Annotated in this window: 17 protein-coding genes; 16 read left to right on the top strand and 1 reads right to left on the bottom strand. The window is 58.3% G+C overall.

Annotated elements, in window-relative coordinates:
* Position 1 precedes the first annotated feature (1 nt).
* Positions 2–754 (bottom strand): bifunctional demethylmenaquinone methyltransferase/2-methoxy-6-polyprenyl-1,4-benzoquinol methylase UbiE, encoded by a 753-nt coding sequence (ubiE, locus tag XMD517_RS09390; protein ID WP_173486054.1) that lies wholly within the window; start codon positions 752–754, stop codon positions 2–4.
* 82 nt (positions 755–836) lie between these two features.
* On the opposite strand from ubiE, the gene XMD517_RS09385 reads away from it, so the two are divergent.
* The 16 genes from XMD517_RS09385 (at position 837) to XMD517_RS09310 (ending at position 16,231) form a co-directional block, all read left to right on the top strand.
* Positions 837–1,505, top strand: coding sequence for a hypothetical protein (locus XMD517_RS09385; RefSeq protein WP_173486053.1), 669 nt, complete (start codon positions 837–839; stop codon positions 1,503–1,505).
* 8 nt (positions 1,506–1,513) lie between these two features.
* Positions 1,514–2,365, top strand: a complete 852-nt coding sequence (gene mutM / locus XMD517_RS09380) for a bifunctional DNA-formamidopyrimidine glycosylase/DNA-(apurinic or apyrimidinic site) lyase (protein ID WP_173486052.1) — start codon at positions 1,514–1,516, stop codon at positions 2,363–2,365.
* 87 nt (positions 2,366–2,452) lie between these two features.
* Positions 2,453–3,229 carry an enoyl-CoA hydratase gene (locus XMD517_RS09375; RefSeq protein WP_173486051.1) on the top strand — a complete coding sequence of 259 codons (777 nt, stop codon included), beginning with the start codon at positions 2,453–2,455 and terminating at the stop codon, positions 3,227–3,229.
* Positions 3,230–3,406: 177 nt separating this feature from the next.
* Entirely contained in the window at positions 3,407–3,670 is a 264-nt protein-coding gene (gene rpsT / locus XMD517_RS09370) for a 30S ribosomal protein S20 (protein ID WP_055187338.1), read from the top strand.
* Positions 3,671–4,360: 690 nt separating this feature from the next.
* The gene (dnaA, locus tag XMD517_RS09365) at positions 4,361–5,764 is read left to right on the top strand and encodes a chromosomal replication initiator protein DnaA (protein WP_173486050.1); all 1,404 of its coding nucleotides are present in this window, start codon (positions 4,361–4,363) and stop codon (positions 5,762–5,764) included.
* 145 nt (positions 5,765–5,909) lie between these two features.
* The gene (gene dnaN, locus XMD517_RS09360) at positions 5,910–7,028 is read left to right on the top strand and encodes a DNA polymerase III subunit beta (protein ID WP_055187340.1); all 1,119 of its coding nucleotides are present in this window, start codon (positions 5,910–5,912) and stop codon (positions 7,026–7,028) included.
* A gap of 65 nt (positions 7,029–7,093) precedes the next feature.
* On the top strand, positions 7,094–8,206 hold the full coding sequence (recF, locus tag XMD517_RS09355; RefSeq protein ID WP_173486049.1) for a DNA replication/repair protein RecF: 1,113 nt from the start codon (positions 7,094–7,096) through the stop codon (positions 8,204–8,206).
* On the top strand, positions 8,203–8,619 hold the full coding sequence (locus XMD517_RS09350; protein WP_173486048.1) for a VOC family protein: 417 nt from the start codon (positions 8,203–8,205) through the stop codon (positions 8,617–8,619). Before recF ends, XMD517_RS09350 begins: the two co-directional genes overlap by 4 nt.
* 144 nt (positions 8,620–8,763) lie before the next feature.
* Positions 8,764–11,181, top strand: coding sequence for a DNA topoisomerase (ATP-hydrolyzing) subunit B (gene gyrB, locus XMD517_RS09345; RefSeq protein WP_173486047.1), 2,418 nt, complete (start codon positions 8,764–8,766; stop codon positions 11,179–11,181).
* Positions 11,182–11,426: 245 nt separating this feature from the next.
* On the top strand, positions 11,427–11,861 hold the full coding sequence (locus tag XMD517_RS09340) for a cytochrome c (RefSeq protein WP_173486046.1): 435 nt from the start codon (positions 11,427–11,429) through the stop codon (positions 11,859–11,861).
* Between the two features lie 3 nt (positions 11,862–11,864).
* A complete protein-coding gene (locus XMD517_RS09335) occupies positions 11,865–12,212 on the top strand; it encodes a hypothetical protein (protein WP_173486045.1) in 348 nt (115 codons plus the stop codon).
* A 54-nt stretch (positions 12,213–12,266) separates the two neighbouring features.
* Positions 12,267–12,842: a cytochrome c gene (locus XMD517_RS09330; RefSeq protein ID WP_173486044.1), complete on the top strand. Its 576-nt coding sequence runs from the start codon at positions 12,267–12,269 to the stop codon at positions 12,840–12,842.
* A 9-nt stretch (positions 12,843–12,851) separates the two neighbouring features.
* Positions 12,852–13,751 carry a cytochrome c gene (locus XMD517_RS09325; protein ID WP_173486043.1) on the top strand — a complete coding sequence of 300 codons (900 nt, stop codon included), beginning with the start codon at positions 12,852–12,854 and terminating at the stop codon, positions 13,749–13,751.
* Positions 13,752–13,755: 4 nt separating this feature from the next.
* Positions 13,756–15,165 carry a multicopper oxidase family protein gene (locus XMD517_RS09320; RefSeq protein ID WP_254449663.1) on the top strand — a complete coding sequence of 470 codons (1,410 nt, stop codon included), beginning with the start codon at positions 13,756–13,758 and terminating at the stop codon, positions 15,163–15,165.
* The gene (locus XMD517_RS09315; protein ID WP_173486042.1) at positions 15,162–15,653 is read left to right on the top strand and encodes a cytochrome c; all 492 of its coding nucleotides are present in this window, start codon (positions 15,162–15,164) and stop codon (positions 15,651–15,653) included. The genes XMD517_RS09320 and XMD517_RS09315 overlap by 4 nt, the downstream gene beginning before the upstream one ends.
* Positions 15,654–15,748: 95 nt before the next feature.
* Entirely contained in the window at positions 15,749–16,231 is a 483-nt protein-coding gene (locus XMD517_RS09310) for a DUF411 domain-containing protein (protein WP_173486041.1), read from the top strand.
* The last annotated feature ends 84 nt before the right edge of the window (positions 16,232–16,315 follow it).

Raw genomic sequence — 16,315 nt, 5'->3', positions numbered from 1 at the left:
GTCAGATCTTCCATCCCGAATGCAGGGCTGCAATCCCCAAGGACAGGTTGCGATATTTCACATTCTCGAAACCGGCGTCCCGGATCATTCCGGCAAATGTATCCTGATCTGGGAATTTTCTAATGGATTCAACGAGGTATTGATAGCTGTCATAGTCGTCAGCGATCAGCTTGCCCATCCGGGGGATCACGTTGAAGGAATAGAGGTCGTAGAGTTTCTGCAACCCGTCATTGGGCAGCTGGCTAAACTCCAGCACCATCAGGCGCCCGCCGGGTTTGAGCACCCGGTAGGCTTCTTTCAACGCGTCCGGGATACGGGTCACGTTGCGGATGCCAAAGCTGATCGTGTAGCGATCAAAGCTGTTATCCTCGAACGGCAATTGCATCGCGTCGCCAACCACCCAGTCAAGCCGGTTCGCCATGTTGCCGGCTTCTGCGCGCTGGCGTCCTTCGATCAGCATGGATTCTGTCATGTCCAGCACGACAGAGGATGTGCCTTCCGCGCGGTTCAGGAACCGAAAGGAAATGTCGCCCGTGCCACCGGCCACATCAAGCAGGCGCTGCCCGGGACGGGGGGCCAGCCAGTCCATCATCGCGTCTTTCCAGAGGCGGTGAATGCCGACGGACATGACGTCGTTCATGATGTCGTATTTCGAGGCCACATTGGTGAAAACGCCATGGACCATCCCGGCCTTCTGGTCTTCGTCTACGGTTTTGAACCCGAAATGCGTGGTTTTCTTGCTGTTCGATGTCATCGGCACTTGCCTTAAATTGTCTCTGCTCCCTTATAGTCAGATATGTCCCGGATACAATTGCGGTTGAGGCTGGAAACGGAACATGCGTCAGGTTGTCATTTCCTTTTTGCTCTTGCTGATGGCGGGGGGCGTGTTTTTCGGGCTGGCCCATTTCGGCGGCACCTATCTTCGGGAGCACCCCGACACCTTGCCCCCTGCCCTGGCCTTTCTTCAGCCCGGAAATCCCTGGTCCGAGAATATCCTGAAATTTTTTGGCACGCTTCTTCTTGCGCCGACCCTGCCTTACTTTCTGGTGTCGGTGGCCCGGCTCGGCGGGGATGAGGGGCGGCATGATCCGTTTGAGGGGGTCACTACGCTTCGGCTTAAATCCGGGTTTCTTTTCCTTTTCGTTCCGGCAAGCGGCGCTTTGTCTGCCCTGTTCATCTTTGTTGCACTGGAGGGGGAACAGCTTGGTCTGTCGCTTTTCATGGCGGCGTTCGGGCTGTTCTTCGGGCTGATGTGCCTTTGGATGATCGTCGCTTTTGTGTCCTATGACCGCGAGGGGCTGACCAATACGCACTGGAGTTTTCGCAGGAAGCGATATGCCTGGAATGATCTGGTTGACGTTGGCTATAACCGGGAAGCGATGCAATATGAGCTTTATTTTGGTGAGGCTGGCAAGGCAAAGATCTCCTCTTTTTATACCGGGATGGAGGCATTGATAGAGCGGGCCAATGAAGAGCTGTTTGAGAACTGGAATGCGTATGAGTGAGAGGTCCCATGCCTGAACTGCCCGAAGTTGAAACCGTGCGTCGCGGACTGGCCCCGGTGATGGAGGGCGTGCGGATTGCCCGGGCAGAGGTGCGGCGTGACGGGTTGCGCTGGCCGTTCCCGGATCGGATGGCTGACCGGTTGACCGGGGCGCAGGTGCGCCATCTCGGGCGTCGGTCGAAATACCTGCTTCTGGACCTCGATACTGATGAAACCCTGATCGTGCATCTGGGCATGTCGGGGCGGATGCTGATCTCGGGTCATCGTCTGGGCAAGTTTCACCACACCCACCCGGCGCCGGAAAAGCATGACCATGTCGTGTTTGATATGGAGAACGGCGCGCGGGTGACCTTTAACGATCCGCGTCGCTTCGGGGCGATGGATCTGTGCCCCACGGCGGGTCTTGAGGCGCATAAGCTGATCCGCGTCCTTGGGCCGGAACCCCTTGGCAATGATTTTGATGAAACCTATCTGGTCGCCAGGCTTGCTGGCAAAAACACGGCCATCAAGACCGCGCTTCTGGATCAGGGGATAGTCGCAGGGCTTGGCAATATCTATGTTTGCGAGGTGCTGTTTCGGGCGGGGATCCATCCGACTCGAAAGGCAGGTCAGATAGCGGCTAAACGGGTGGCGGGATTGGTGCCGATCATCCGTGATGTGTTGCGTGAGGCGATCAAAAGCGGTGGATCTTCGCTGAAGGATTACCGCCAGACGGATGGTGATCTGGGGTATTTTCAACACAGTTTTCAGGTCTACGGACGGGAAAATGAACCCTGCGTCACACCTGATTGCAAAGGGAAAATTGCCCGAATCGTGCAGGGGGGGCGATCAAGCTTCTATTGTGGGCAATGTCAAAGATAGCTTGATCGAGGGGGAATGCCCGCGTAGGACTCCCCCTCGACCACCACTGGTCAGGGACGACCAAAACGGGACTAAGGCAGGGGAACCATGGCCTATAAGAATATTATCGTCGAAATCGAAGACCACGTATCGCTGATCCGGCTGAACCGCCCGGATGCGATGAATGCTCTCAATCTCGAGCTGTTGGGCGAGCTGGGCGAAGCGCTGGCAGAGGCGCAGGAAAATGACAAGGTGCGCTGCATCGTGATCACGGGTTCGGAAAAGGCATTTGCCGCCGGGGCCGATATCAAGATGATGGCTGAGAAAAGCTTTGTGGATGTGTTCGCCGGGGATCTGTTCACCCCCGAAGAGGCCGCGATCATGCGGATCCGTAAACCGATTATCGCCGCCGTGTCAGGCTATGCGCTGGGCGGTGGATGCGAGTTGGCGATGATGTGTGATTTCATCATTGCGTCCGAGACTGCCAAGTTCGGCCAGCCCGAAGTGAACCTCGGCGTGATGGCCGGGATGGGCGGCACACAGCGTCTGACCAAGCTGGTGGGGCGTGCCAAGGCGATGGATATGAACCTGACCGGGCGTTTCATGGATGCAGATGAGGCAGAGCGGTCAGGGCTGGTCAGCCGCGTGGTGCCCTCGAAAGATCTGATGAAAGAGGCTATGGGGGCCGCTGCGAAGATTGCCGAGAAATCCATGGTCACCGTGATGGCGATCAAGGAATCGGTCAATCGCGCTGAACAGCTGCCGCTGGCCGAAGGGGTGCTGTTTGAACGCCGCCTGTTCCACTCGCTGTTTGCCACCGAAGATCAGAAAGAAGGCATGGCTGCTTTCGTTGAGAAGCGTGAACCGCAATTCCGCGACAAGTAAGTCTTGAAACCAAGAAAATGGGGTTCCCTTTCCGGGCGAAATGCCCTAAAGGGGGCCGCAATATATGCGTGTGAGGCCCGCTTTGGCCAGAATCACCGGTTCTGAACCCGGCGGGTGCTGATGCGCAGTCCACTTATGTGGCATTGAAACGAAACACCCGACGAAGGGATCAGACATATGGCAAATTCGCCCCAAGCTAAAAAACGCGCCCGCCAGAACGAGCGCCGTTTCGCTGTGAACAAAGCGCGTCGTTCGCGCATCCGCACCTATCTGCGCAAAGTTGAAGAAGCCATCGCCTCGGGCGACCAGGCCGCTGCTGCTGCTGCTCTGAAGCAGGCTCAGCCGGAACTGATGCGCGGTGTGACCAAAGGCGTTCTGCACAAAAACACTGTTGCGCGCAAAATGTCGCGCCTGTCGGCACGTGTAAAAGCGCTGGGCTGATTGCCCCCGGCAGACCGGATTTGATTGGTCTGTGATAAAATTGTCAGCCTCTGAAATTGGGGCTGAAACATGAGATGAGCGTGCCAAATAGGCGCGCTCATTTGCGTTTTTCAGGACGCCTGTCATGGGCATCAAAACCGGGCCCGGGATTCGTTTTCGGAAAGACAGAGTCAAGGGTGAAGTTCTGTTGCGCGCCCTGCGGTGCAGTTGCTAGCTTATCTCCAGCGATTCACGTCGCTGACTTGGGACAATGATGACTTGGGACAAAAAGCCGTTATTTTTTATTGGCTTAGCCCAATCCACAATCGAGTGGGAAGAGAATCCCCCTCGCGAATGTAGCGCGGAACCCCTGTCTAGGGGGACAGGTTTCGTGTTGCCTGATGATCGGTTTCACCACCCTTGCCTGAGGGGATGAATGCATCATCTGTCATGTCTCTTAACATGCCCCGTTCGGGGTCGCACACGCCGCACCTTCCATGGTCGGACGTGGGTGGGTTTTGTTTGCGCTTTCCGCCTTTCGGGCTGGATCCAGCGCAGGTCAGGGCCAGGGTCAGCTTATGTTCGGGGCCGAGGGAAGGGGCGGTTTCGAAATGCGTGCATGTCGTCGGTTCCGGTGCTGTGGCAGGCGCCTGGTGGTAAGTGAATGATGATCTGAGACAGGCTGCTTGCGACAGTCGAGAAAAAAAGAAAATGGGTCGAAGTGACATGACGAACGAGAAATGGGGACAGGTCCGCTCGAAACTGCAAAAGGCAGTGGGGCAGAACAACTATACGAGTTGGATTGAACCCTTGGAATTTGCGGATCTGGACGGGGGTGTGGTGACCTTCCTGGTGCCAACCAACTTTATGGGGAATTGGGTTGGGTCCAATTTCAGCGATCAGATCCTGAGCCATCTGTCCGAAGCAGGCGTTGCCGCGTCACGTCTGGAATTCGTCGTTCCGAAAAAATCTGCACCGCGCAAGATGACCAATTCGGCAACCGGATCTGTTGTGGCCAGCAATGAAGCGCAGGCCCCGTCGAAATCCGCCCCCCGACCCGAGGTGCAGGATGACCTGCCCGGAGCGCCGCTGGATGCGCGCTTCACATTCGACAGTTTTGTTGTGGGCAAGCCGAACGAACTTGCCCATGCCGCCGCGCGTCGCGTGGCAGAAGGTGGCCCGGTCACATTCAACCCGCTGTTCCTGTATGGCGGTGTCGGCCTTGGTAAAACGCACCTGATGCATGCCATCGCGCATGAGCTGAAAGCCCGCCAGCCCGACCTGCGCGTGGTTTATCTTTCGGCTGAGCAGTTCATGTATCGTTTCGTCAAGGCACTGCGTGAGAAGCAGATGATGGATTTCAAACAGATCTTCCGCTCGGTGGATGTGTTGATGGTGGATGATGTGCAATTCATCGCCGGCAAGGATTCGACCCAGGAAGAGTTTTTCCACACATTCAACGCGCTGGTGGACCAGAACAAACAGATCATCATCTCGGCAGACCGTGCCCCTGGTGAAATTAAGGATCTGGAAGACCGGATCAAATCCCGCCTGCAATGCGGTCTTGTCGTGGACCTGCACCCGACCGATTATGAACTGCGTCTGGGCGTTCTGCAGACCAAGGTGGCGAGCTATCGTCAGCAATATCCCGGCCTGCAAATCGCCGATGGTGTGCTGGAATTCCTTGCCCACCGCATTTCAACCAATGTGCGGGTGCTGGAAGGGGCGTTGATGCGCCTGTTCGCCTTTGCCTCGCTTGTCGGTCGCGAAATCACGCTGGAACTTGCGCAGGATTGCCTCGGGGATATTCTGCGGGCGTCTGATCGCAAGGTCACCGTGGAAGAGATCCAGCGCAAAGTGTCGGAGCATTACAATATCCGCCTGTCGGATCTGATAGGCCCCAAACGTGTGCGCACCATTGCGCGCCCCCGCCAGGTGGCCATGTATCTGGCCAAGCATATGACCTCGCGCAGCCTGCCTGAAATCGGGCGCCGGTTCGGCGGTCGGGACCACACCACCGTGATGCACGGGGTGAAGCGCATTGATGAGCTCAAGGCCGTAGACGATCAGATCGCCGAAGACCTCGAACTTCTGCGTCGCGCGCTCGAAGCATAAGCCCGGGCACCACAGTTGCCCGCAAAGGGCGGGATAAGGGTCGTTTGGCCTTGACCCGCCCTTCAAACCATTGGACATTCCAGCAAAAGAACATCACGGGGCGAAGGCATCGGCTTTCAGCCCCTCTCGTTGTCAGGAGTGGGAAATGAAGATCAGCATTGAACGTGGTGCGTTGCTAAAGGCCGTGGCCCAGGCGCAGTCGGTGGTAGAGCGCCGCAACACCATTCCAATTCTCGCAAATGTGCTGATTGAAGCGGAAGGCGACAGCGTGTCGTTCCGCGCCACCGACCTGGATATCGAAGTGGTCGATAAAACCGCGGCAATGGTTGAACGTGCCGGAGCCACCACCGTGGCGGCCGTGACCTTGCACGAGATTGTGCGCAAACTGCCGGATGGGGCGTTGGTGCAGCTGAGTGACGATGGGGCCACGGGGCGCCTGACGGTGGAAGCCGGGCGGTCGAACTTCTCGCTTGCCACTCTTCCGAAAGAAGATTTCCCGGTCATGGCCTCGTCGGAATATTCCGCCAACTTCTCAGCTCCGGCCCCGGTTTTGCGGCGCCTGTTCGACAAGTCGAAATTTGCGATCTCGACCGAGGAAACCCGCTATTACCTGAATGGTGTTTACCTGCATGTGGCGGCCGCCGAAGATGGCAAGGTGCTGCGCGCGGTGGCCACCGATGGGCACCGTCTGGCACGGATTGATGCCGAGCTGCCAATGGGCGCGGATGAGATGCCGGGCGTGATCGTTCCGCGCAAAACCGTGGGGGAGCTGCGTAAGCTTCTGGATGATGATGAGGCCACGATTGCGGTTTCGGTTTCGGAAACCAAAGTGCGCTTTGCCACGCCTGCCATCACGCTGACGTCGAAAGTCATTGATGGAACTTTCCCGGATTACACCCGCGTGATCCCCACCGGCAACACCCGTAAGCTTGAAGTGGATGCGGCGGAATTTGCCAAGGCCGTGGACCGTGTGGCCACCGTGTCATCCGAACGATCACGCGCGGTGAAGCTGCAGCTTGATGAAGACCGGCTGGTGCTTTCGGTGAATGCGCCGGATGCCGGGGCGGCTGAAGAAGAGCTGGCTGTGGCCTATTCCGACGAGCGTCTGGAAATTGGCTTCAACGCAAAATACCTGCTGGAAATCGCCAGCCAGGTTGATCGTGAAAACGCAACTTTCATGTTCAACAATTCCGGCGACCCAGCCCTGATGCGCGAAGGCAATGACACCAGCGCCGTTTATGTTGTCATGCCGATGCGCGTGTGATCGGCCCTGTTGATTGAGTTTTCTGCCTCCGGCGGGAGTATTTGGGCCAAGAAGAAAGAGGGTGCATGACCTCGCTTGCCCTTCGTGAATTGACGATCAGTCATTTTCGCAGCCACAAACGGGCGCGCTTGTCCTTGGACGGGCGGCCAGTGGTTTTGCATGGGGTCAACGGGGCAGGAAAGACCAATATTCTGGAAGCCGTTTCGATGTTTTCGCCGGGGCGCGGGCTGCGTCGGGCGACGATGGATGAAATGATCCGGCGACCAGAGCAGGTGGGCTGGAAGATCTCCGGTGTCCTGCAGAGCCTTGGTCAGATGCACGAGGTCGAAACATGGGTGGAGCCCGGTCAGGGGCGCCAGGTGCGGATCGACGGTAAGGTTGCGACGCAGGTCACCCTGGGACGGATCACGCGTGTGGTTTGGCTGGTTCCGGTGATGGACAGGCTTTGGGTTGAAGGGGCTGAAGGGCGGCGGCGGTTCCTGGACCGGTTGACCCTGAGTTTCACTCCGTCCCATGCGGATGCGGTTTTGAATTATGAGAAAGCGATGCGTGAACGGAACCGGTTGCTGAAGGACGGGCAGCGGGACCCCCATTGGTACCGTGCGATTGAAATGCAGATGGCCATGTCTGGTACGGAAATCCATGCAAACCGTTTGAAGGCAATTGCCCTTTTGCAAGATGCGCAAGCCAGTGCCGAAACTGAATTCCCTGCAGCGGACCTTTCTTTGGTGCAGGCGGATGAGGTGCTGGCCCCTGCAACGGAAGACGAATTGGCCACGGCATTGGCTGAAAGCCGTCCGCGCGATCTGGCGGCAGGCCGCACCCTGGTGGGGCCGCATCGTTCGGATTTGGGAGCTATTTATACGGCCAAAGATGTGCCGGCCCGTGATTGCTCTACCGGGGAACAGAAGGCGCTTCTTGTGTCGCTGATCCTTGCCAATGGGCGGGCGCTGGCCCGCGATTTCGGGGCCGCTCCGATTTACCTTCTGGATGAGGTGGCCGCACATCTGGATGCGGGGCGGCGTGCGGCTCTCTATGATGAGATTTGCGCCCTTGGGGCGCAGGCATTCATGACCGGCACCGGGCCGGAGTTGTTTGCAGAACTGGGTCACCGCGCCGCGCATTTCCAGGTGAGCGATGAAGGCGGGACCTCAACCATTTCGGAAGGAGCGCCATGAAACAGAACCGTGTGACGCTGATTACGTTGGGCGTTGAGAGTATCGAACGGTCTTGTGCCTATTATCAGGCGCTGGGGTGGGAGCCCTCAGCGGTGCTGCCAGAGGTGGCTTTTTTCGACATGAACGGGATGAAATTCGGGTTTTTCACCCTGGAGGGGCTGGCCAAGGAAACCGGGCGATCAAAAGATGTGTTGAAAACCGGGGCGATGACGCTGGCGCAAAACTACCCCGGAGAGGCCGAGGTGGATGCTGCTTTTGCCAAGGCAATTGCTGCGGGCGGCACGGCGGTGACGCAGCCCACGAAAACCGATTGGGGTGGCTATTCCAGCTATGTTGCAGACCCGGACGGTCATTTGTGGGAGTTCGCCTTCAACCCGTTTTGGGAGCTGGATGAAGACGGGCATCTGCTCTGATCTTGCTGCCGGGGCGCGCATATCCCGGGCTTTGGTTGCCTGCCGTAAAAGGGAGGGTGAATTGACACCAAATCTTGTGTCGGATAGGTGACATTACCCTCGAAAACCTCTATGTTTTGGGGACAGAATTACAGGAAGGCCCACATGGCTGATGACGCGCAAAATGGTGCCGAGTACGGCGCCGAATCCATTAAAGTTCTCAAAGGCTTGGAGGCTGTTCGCAAGCGCCCCGGCATGTATATCGGGGACACCGACGATGGGTCCGGTCTGCACCACATGGTATATGAGGTTGTCGACAACGGGATCGACGAGGCGCTGGCAGGTCATGCGGACGCGGTAACGGTTACGATTCACGCGGACAATTCGGTTTCCGTTTCAGATAACGGGCGTGGCATTCCGGTGGATATCCACCCGGAAGAGGGCGTGTCGGCGGCTGAGGTGATCATGACCCAGCTGCATGCAGGCGGCAAGTTCGACTCGAACTCTTATAAGGTGTCGGGTGGTCTGCACGGCGTGGGGGTTTCGGTTGTGAACGCCCTGTCCGACTGGTTGGAATTGCGCATCTGGCGCGACGGGAAAGAACATGTGGCCCGCTTTGAACGCGGCGAAACCGCTGAGCATCTGCGCGTTGTGGGGGAGTGTGGTGACCGCACCGGGACCGAAGTGCGTTTCCTAGCATCGACGGACACGTTCTCGAACCTGGATTACCAGTTCAAGACATTGGAAAATCGCCTGCGGGAACTCAGCTTTCTGAACTCGGGCGTGCGCATCATTATCGAAGACGAGCGTCCCGCTGAAAAACTGCATTCGGAAATGCATTACGATGGTGGCGTGAAAGAGTTCGTGAAATATCTGGATCGTCACAAGACCCCCCTGATGGAAGAGCCGATTTTTGTAACCGGCGAAAAAGACGGGATTGGTGTCGAGGTGGCGATGTGGTGGAACGATGGCTACCACGAAAACGTGCTGCCCTTTACCAACAACATCCCGCAGCGGGACGGGGGCACCCACCTGGCCGGTTTCCGGGGTGCGCTGACCCGGACGCTCAACCTCTATGCCAACTCAACCGGGTTGGCGAAAAAGGAGAAGGTGAACTTTACCGGCGATGATGCACGTGAAGGCCTGACCTGCGTGTTGTCGGTCAAGGTGCCGGACCCGAAATTCAGCTCGCAGACCAAGGACAAGCTGGTCTCAAGCGAAGTGCGCCCGGCGGTCGAAGGGTTGATGAACGAAAAACTGCAGGAGTGGTTCGACGAAAACCCGCAGATTGCCAAGATGATTGTCGGTAAGATCGTCGAGGCCGCACTGGCACGCGAAGCGGCCCGCAAGGCGCGCGAAATGACCCGCAAGAAATCGTCGCTTGATGTGGCCTCGTTGCCGGGCAAGCTGGCCGATTGTCAGGAAAAAGATCCGGCCAAACGCGAACTCTTCCTTGTCGAGGGGGATTCGGCAGGTGGTTCTGCCAAACAGGGGCGGTCGCGCCACGATCAGGCCGTGTTGCCGCTGCGAGGCAAGATTTTGAACGTGGAACGCGCCCGGTTTGACCGGATGCTGTCCAGTCAGGAAATCGGCACGCTGATTACCGCTCTTGGCACCGGGATCGGTCGTGATGAATTCGACATTTCCAAACTGCGGTACCACAAGATCGTCATCATGACCGATGCGGATGTGGATGGGGCGCATATCCGAACCCTGCTGCTGACCTTCTTCTTCCGGCAAATGCCGGAGTTGATCGAAGGGGGCTATCTCTACATCGCGCAGCCGCCGCTTTATAAAGTGTCGCGCGGCAAGTCCGAGGTTTATGTGAAAGATCAGGTTGCGCTTGAGGATTACCTTGTCGGACAGGGGATTGAAGGCACCGTTCTGCGTCTTCCCTCGGGTGAGGAAATTGCCGGTGCGGATCTGGCCCGCGTGGTCGACGGTGCGCGCAATTTCAAACGTATTCTGGACGCGTTCCCAACGCATTACCCGCGCAACATCCTGGAACAGGCCGCCCTTTCCGGGGCGTTTGATCCGGGGCGGGCTGATGCGGATCTGCAGCGTGTGGCGGATGATGTGGCGGCGCGCCTGGATAAGGTGGCCGTGGAATATGAGCGCGGATGGCAGGGTCGGATCACACAGGATCACGGCATCCGTCTGGCCCGTGTGCTGCGTGGGGTCGAGGAGATTCGCACGCTGGATGGGGCCGTTCTGCGCTCGGGGGAAGCTCGCCGCCTGTCCGAAGTGTCGATGGAGACGCGGGATATTTACAGGGACAGTGCCAAACTGTCGCGCAAAGAGCGTGAAATTCAGGTGCAGGGCCCCATTGACCTTTTGAATGCCATCCTGGCGGAAGGTGAAAAAGGCCTGACATTGCAGCGATACAAAGGTCTGGGCGAAATGAACCCGGATCAGCTTTGGGAAACCACGCTGGACCACGAAGCGCGTACCTTGTTGCAGGTGAAGGTGGATGATCTGTCGGAAGCGGACGACATTTTCACCAAACTGATGGGCGATGTGGTTGAGCCGCGTCGTGAATTTATCCAGCAAAACGCCCTATCGGTGGAAAACCTCGACTTCTGACCCTGAGTAGGATGCCCCATAATCGTCCGCGACACCTTTAGGTGTTCGCGAACGATTCATGAGATGTGTCTTGATTTGTGTCTGGGCTGCTTTTTCGGCACCCGCTGATCCTGAAGGTGATCAAAGCGCGTGTTCACTGAAATGTGACTGCCTTTGCTCTTGTGTTTCCCCCATGGGAACCCTGCATCCGTGAACCCGGGTGCACCCGTTGGGCACCCCAAGCTTAGCAAGGGGCGGATACGTATATGAAGACAAAGTTATGGGTTGCCATCATCATGGTTGCTCTTGCGTTTGGGGTTGTCCTGATGAAGGGCCGAACTCAGGAGGACCCGGTCTCAGCAGCGGAAATAGAAGATGGCGCGCCTATGGTTGCCGTGAAGTTGCCGGCGCAGCTGAGTGGTGAAGCCGTGATGGGGAAACGCGCATTTGATGCTGTTTGCGTCGATTGCCATGGCGCCAATGCCGCGGGTCAACAGGGGGTTGCTCCGCCTTTGGTGCACAAGATCTATGAGCCTGGCCACCATGCGGATATGGCGTTTGTTCTGGCGGTGCAGCGGGGTGTGAAAGCCCATCACTGGCCGTTTGGCGACATGCCGCCGGTCAAAGGCTTGACCCGTGCGGATGTTGTGAACATCATCGCCTATGTAAGAGAGTTGCAGCAAGAGAACGGGATCAACTGAACAGTGTCTTGGGACAGTCGCAAATGGGTCGGGTATCTGCTCGTGGCGGTCGGCGTTTTCGCCACCAGCCTGCTTCTGTCCGGTGGGGCGGCTGAGGCCCATGGCAAACATCAATCCTCCATGAACTCTGCCCAGGCCCAATTCCAGCCTATGCAACTTGGTGCCGAGCCTGCCAACCATCAGGATCATTGCCTTGGAGGGGCGTTTTGCTCTGGCCCGGCGATGATTGTGCATTTTCTATCCTATCCGGTCCCAATGGCGCGCAGTGAACGCTATGCACGGTCGTCCGAAATTGCCTGCCTGCCGATCGCGTCGAGTTTTGATCCTCCGCCTCCCCGCCTCCTGAGCTGATCCGTATTCACACACGCCAACAGGCGTGAGGGCACACTCAGACAGGATACTCCAATGAAAACCAAAAATCTGATCAAGGGCGCGGTGGTTGCGTCCGTTCTGGCCATGGCTGGCCAAACCGTCTTTGCGCATGGGGGCGCGACCGGCGTCGTCAAGGAACGCATGGACGGTATGAGCGTCATGAAAGACGCGATGAAAGTGCTGACCCCGATGATGCGTGGGGAGGCAGAGTATGATGCCAGCGTCGTGCGTGCGCGCGCCGAGGATATCAGCCGCCACGCCGGTGAAGCATTGACCAGGCTTTTTCCGGAAGGAAGCACGGACAAGGCGTCAGAAGCAAAGCCAGAGATCTGGCAGAACTGGGAGAGCTTTGCTGGCCTGGCCGATCAGCTGCGCCTGGCGGCGGATGGGTTGGTGGCCGCCTCTGAAAACGGGGTGATGATGGCAGGTGACATGCCCGCGGCCGGTAGCATGATGAGCGGTCAAAGCGGCGCGATGATGGGCGGCATGATGGGGTCTGGCTCTGACGGTGCCATGATGGACCTGTCGCAGATGCCCGCAGACGGTGTTTTCGCCATGATGGGGCAAGTCTGCGCCGCCTGCCACACCCGTTTCAGGGTCGAGAAATAGGCAGGGCCGATGCGCATGTATATTCGTTTCGGGCTGGCTGGGGCGGTCACCGCCTCGGCCACTCTTCTTGGGGTGATGGCCTGGCCAATCGGCCAGCCGCTCATCCCCATCGCCCTTGAAGGAAGTGTTGAACGCGGCGCCTATCTGGCCCGCGCCTCCGGCTGCATTGCCTGTCACACTGATGTTGCGGGTGGTGGCGCCCCGCTGGCCGGGGGGCTGGCGTTGCAGACCCCTTTTGGCACGCTTTATTCCCCCAATCTGACCACCGATTTTGAGCACGGGATCGGCAGTTGGAGCCAGGAACAGTTTGCCCGCGCCGTGCGGGAAGGTGTCTCTCCTGACGGTCAGGCCTATTATCCTGCGTTTCCATATTCGTTCTATGCGAATTTTTCGGATCAGGAGATCGCGGACCTCTGGGCGGCGTTTCAGACGGTGCCCGCGGTGAAAACGCCGTCCCGCCCGCCGGAGATGAGCTTTCCCTTCAACCAACGCTGGGGGCTGAAGCTTTGGCGCGCCGCCTATCTTGATCCTCCCCGAACGGACCCCGTGCCCGGCAAAGGCGATGTCTGGAACCGGGGCCGCGAACTGGTTGAGGGGGCCACACATTGTGCGGCGTGCCATACGGGGCGTAACCTTGCGGGTGCCCGCAACTCCGATACTGAGCACTTTCAGGGCAGTGATGCCTTACCGGGTGGCGAAAAAGCCCCGCCGATTGACCATGTTACCCTGAGCAGGGAAGGATGGGATGTGGCCAGTGTCGCCTATGCTCTGCGCACGGGCATTATGCCCGATGGTGACGCCTTTGGCGGGTCGATGGGAGAGGTCGTGCTTTATGGCACCCGTTTCCTGACCGAGGCAGACCGAACTGCAATTGCAACATATCTGATGGATGAACATGAGGGTGGATGAGAATATGACCCCAAACCCAAAGAACCCGATGCCAAAGGGGCCTGTGATCAACAGGCGCAGCTTCCTGGTCGGATCCGCTGCACTTGCAATGGTGCCCGCACATGCACGGGCAGAGGTGGTCCCCCGGCTGGTTGCACGTCCCGGCATGGCGCGTTTGCTGCCGGATGATTATCCTGAAACGCCGATCTGGGGATATGAGGGGGGCGTTCCCGGCCCTGAGTTGCGCCTCAAACAGGGCGCGCGACTGGTGCGGCAACTGGTGAATGAGCTTCCTCAGGCGACGTCAGTGCATTGGCATGGGGTGCGGGTGCCGAACGCGATGGATGGAGTTCCCGGCATGACACAGCAGGCTGTCGCCCCGGGGGATACGTTCACCTATGATTTCACACCGCCCGACGCGGGCACGTTCTGGTATCACTCGCATAACCAATCCACCGAACAGATTGCGCGGGGCCTTTACGGGGTGCTGATCGTCGATGAAGTCGACCCTCTGGACGTGGACCATGATATCACGGTGGTTCTGGATGACTGGAGGTTGAGTGAAACAGGTGCCATCACGGATGATTTTGACCGGATGCACGATTGGACACATGCGGGCCGGATCGGAAATTTCCCCACTGCGACACTGTCGCCTCAGCTGTCGCAGCTCCGCCAGCATGACAGGCTGAGGATCAGGCTTGTCAACACGGCAGTGGACCGGATCATGGTGGTTGGATTGCACGGAATGACCGGGGCGATTGTGGCTCTGGACGGGATGCCGCTGAAAACCCCTGAACAGACCGACCATGTGATCCTCGGGCCTGCACAACGGGCCGATTTCATCACCGATGTGACGGCCGAGGTGGGGGAGCAGGTCATTCTTGCGCTGCATGAAGGAGAGGACGCCACCGTTCTGTCCCACTTCGACGTGATTGCGGGTGGAGCATCTGTGGCGCGCGGGGCCATTGATCCCCTTCCAGCGAACCCGCTTGCTCCCCTTACATCAGCTGAGGGGGCCGCGCAGGCCCGCCTGATCATGGAAGGTGGCGCAATGGGGCGGCTCCGGCAAGGGATCTGGAAAGGGGATGTCCTGTCCATCCGTGACCTTGTGGCCGAAGGGCAGGTCTGGACCTTCAACGGCGTGGCCGGATTGCCGGAGGTGCCTTTGATCGAAGTGTCGGCAGGAGAGATTGTCGAGATCCCGATGCAGAACGAGACAGCCTTTCCCCATGCCATGCATTTGCATGGGCACCATTTTCAGGAACGGCTGGCGGATGGCACATTTGGTCCACTACGTGACACCCTTTTGCTCGGGCGCGGAGAAACGCGCAGCATTGTTTTTCGGGCCGATAATCCGGGGGACTGGCTTTTGCATTGCCATATGCTGTCGCATCAAAAGGCAGGCATGAAGACCTGGATCCGGGTGGTGTCATGAAAAAGCTTGTCTTTCTGGCACTTGCCGCAGCCGCGCTGGGTGGTCTCGGGGTTCTTACATTTCTGACGGATACCCCGGATGCGCAGGCAGGCCCGCCCCGGCAGCCCGCCGGTTCGGATATTGCAGCGGGTAAGGTGCTTTATGCGGATGTCTGTGCCTCCTGCCATGGGGCCGAATTGCAAGGCCAGCCCAACTGGCGTGGTCAGAACGAGGATGGCACCATGCCAGCCCCCCCTCATGATGAGACGGGGCATACATGGCATCACGGGGATGCGCTGTTATTTGACTATACCAAGCAGGGCGGGCAGGCCGCTTTGGCGGCGCGGGGGGTCTCAGGATTTGCCAGCGGGATGCCGGGGTTTGGTGAAAACCTCAGCGATCAGCAGATCTGGGACATCCTGGCCTTTATCAAATCCACCTGGCCAGAACGCATTCGCGACATGCAGGCCACCCGCACCGAGGCAGAACAGGCACAAACTGGATTGTGACCCCCTGACCAGACCAGTTTTAACACCTGCGCAGGCCGGTGCCTGAGAGGTCGATCGCAATCACACCACCTGCGACAGCAAACAAAGGAAAAGACATGACCAAACCCAATCTGAACCGCCGCCTGTTTGTGGCCGGGCTCGCCGCATCCGGCGCCAGTCTGGCTGTGCCGGCTCAGGCAACCTCCCATCCGTTGATCGAGGTGCTGAAAGACCCGGAATGTGGATGTTGTGGCAACTGGATTGCCATTATGAAGCGCGAGGGGTTCGACGTGGATGTGCAGGACATATCCTGGGCGGCATTGTCGCGCTACAAGGAAACAAATGGCATCCCGGATGAGATGGCCTCGTGCCACACCGGTCTGGTCGAGGGATATGTCATCGAGGGGCATGTTCCGGCTGCAGATATTCGCCGTCTTCTGTCCGAGCGTCCTGATGCTGTTGGCCTGTCTGCGCCCGGAATGCCCTATGGGTCGCCGGGGATGGGGCCTGAGAGTGAGCGGGATGCCTACTCGATCCATCTGATCCGAAAAGATGGCAGCACAGAGCTGTTCACCCATTACCCGGCGGGCGGATCCTGAGGGCAGGGGCAGTTGTCGCGCAGGAAAAATATTGCGCAGCACTTGACCCTCCCCTTACTGGAACCCCCATCTGGGTATCAAAAC

This window comes from Aliiroseovarius sp. xm-d-517 (genome assembly GCF_013283135.1).
Taxonomy (GTDB): domain Bacteria; phylum Pseudomonadota; class Alphaproteobacteria; order Rhodobacterales; family Rhodobacteraceae; genus Aliiroseovarius; species Aliiroseovarius crassostreae.
The sequence above is the reverse complement of the archived record's forward strand: the minus strand, read 5'-3'. Positions and strand labels throughout refer to the sequence as shown.

Excerpts from the sequence above, each read along its gene's own strand:
- XMD517_RS09340 (WP_173486046.1), top strand. The coding sequence starts at position 11,427 with ATGAAGACAAAGTTATGGGTTGCCATCATCATGGTTGCTCTTGCGTTT.
- dnaA (WP_173486050.1), top strand. The coding sequence starts at position 4,361 with ATGGGTCGAAGTGACATGACGAACGAGAAATGGGGACAGGTCCGCTCG.
- mutM (WP_173486052.1), top strand. The coding sequence starts at position 1,514 with ATGCCTGAACTGCCCGAAGTTGAAACCGTGCGTCGCGGACTGGCCCCG.
- XMD517_RS09310 (WP_173486041.1), top strand. The coding sequence starts at position 15,749 with ATGACCAAACCCAATCTGAACCGCCGCCTGTTTGTGGCCGGGCTCGCC.
- XMD517_RS09375 (WP_173486051.1), top strand. The coding sequence starts at position 2,453 with ATGGCCTATAAGAATATTATCGTCGAAATCGAAGACCACGTATCGCTG.
- XMD517_RS09315 (WP_173486042.1), top strand. The coding sequence starts at position 15,162 with ATGAAAAAGCTTGTCTTTCTGGCACTTGCCGCAGCCGCGCTGGGTGGT.
- rpsT (WP_055187338.1), top strand. The coding sequence starts at position 3,407 with ATGGCAAATTCGCCCCAAGCTAAAAAACGCGCCCGCCAGAACGAGCGC.
- ubiE (WP_173486054.1), bottom strand. The coding sequence starts at position 754 with ATGACATCGAACAGCAAGAAAACCACGCATTTCGGGTTCAAAACCGTA.
- XMD517_RS09385 (WP_173486053.1), top strand. The coding sequence starts at position 837 with ATGCGTCAGGTTGTCATTTCCTTTTTGCTCTTGCTGATGGCGGGGGGC.
- XMD517_RS09320 (WP_254449663.1), top strand. The coding sequence starts at position 13,756 with ATGACCCCAAACCCAAAGAACCCGATGCCAAAGGGGCCTGTGATCAAC.
- recF (WP_173486049.1), top strand. The coding sequence starts at position 7,094 with ATGACCTCGCTTGCCCTTCGTGAATTGACGATCAGTCATTTTCGCAGC.
- XMD517_RS09325 (WP_173486043.1), top strand. The coding sequence starts at position 12,852 with ATGCGCATGTATATTCGTTTCGGGCTGGCTGGGGCGGTCACCGCCTCG.
- XMD517_RS09350 (WP_173486048.1), top strand. The coding sequence starts at position 8,203 with ATGAAACAGAACCGTGTGACGCTGATTACGTTGGGCGTTGAGAGTATC.
- dnaN (WP_055187340.1), top strand. The coding sequence starts at position 5,910 with ATGAAGATCAGCATTGAACGTGGTGCGTTGCTAAAGGCCGTGGCCCAG.
- gyrB (WP_173486047.1), top strand. The coding sequence starts at position 8,764 with ATGGCTGATGACGCGCAAAATGGTGCCGAGTACGGCGCCGAATCCATT.
- XMD517_RS09330 (WP_173486044.1), top strand. The coding sequence starts at position 12,267 with ATGAAAACCAAAAATCTGATCAAGGGCGCGGTGGTTGCGTCCGTTCTG.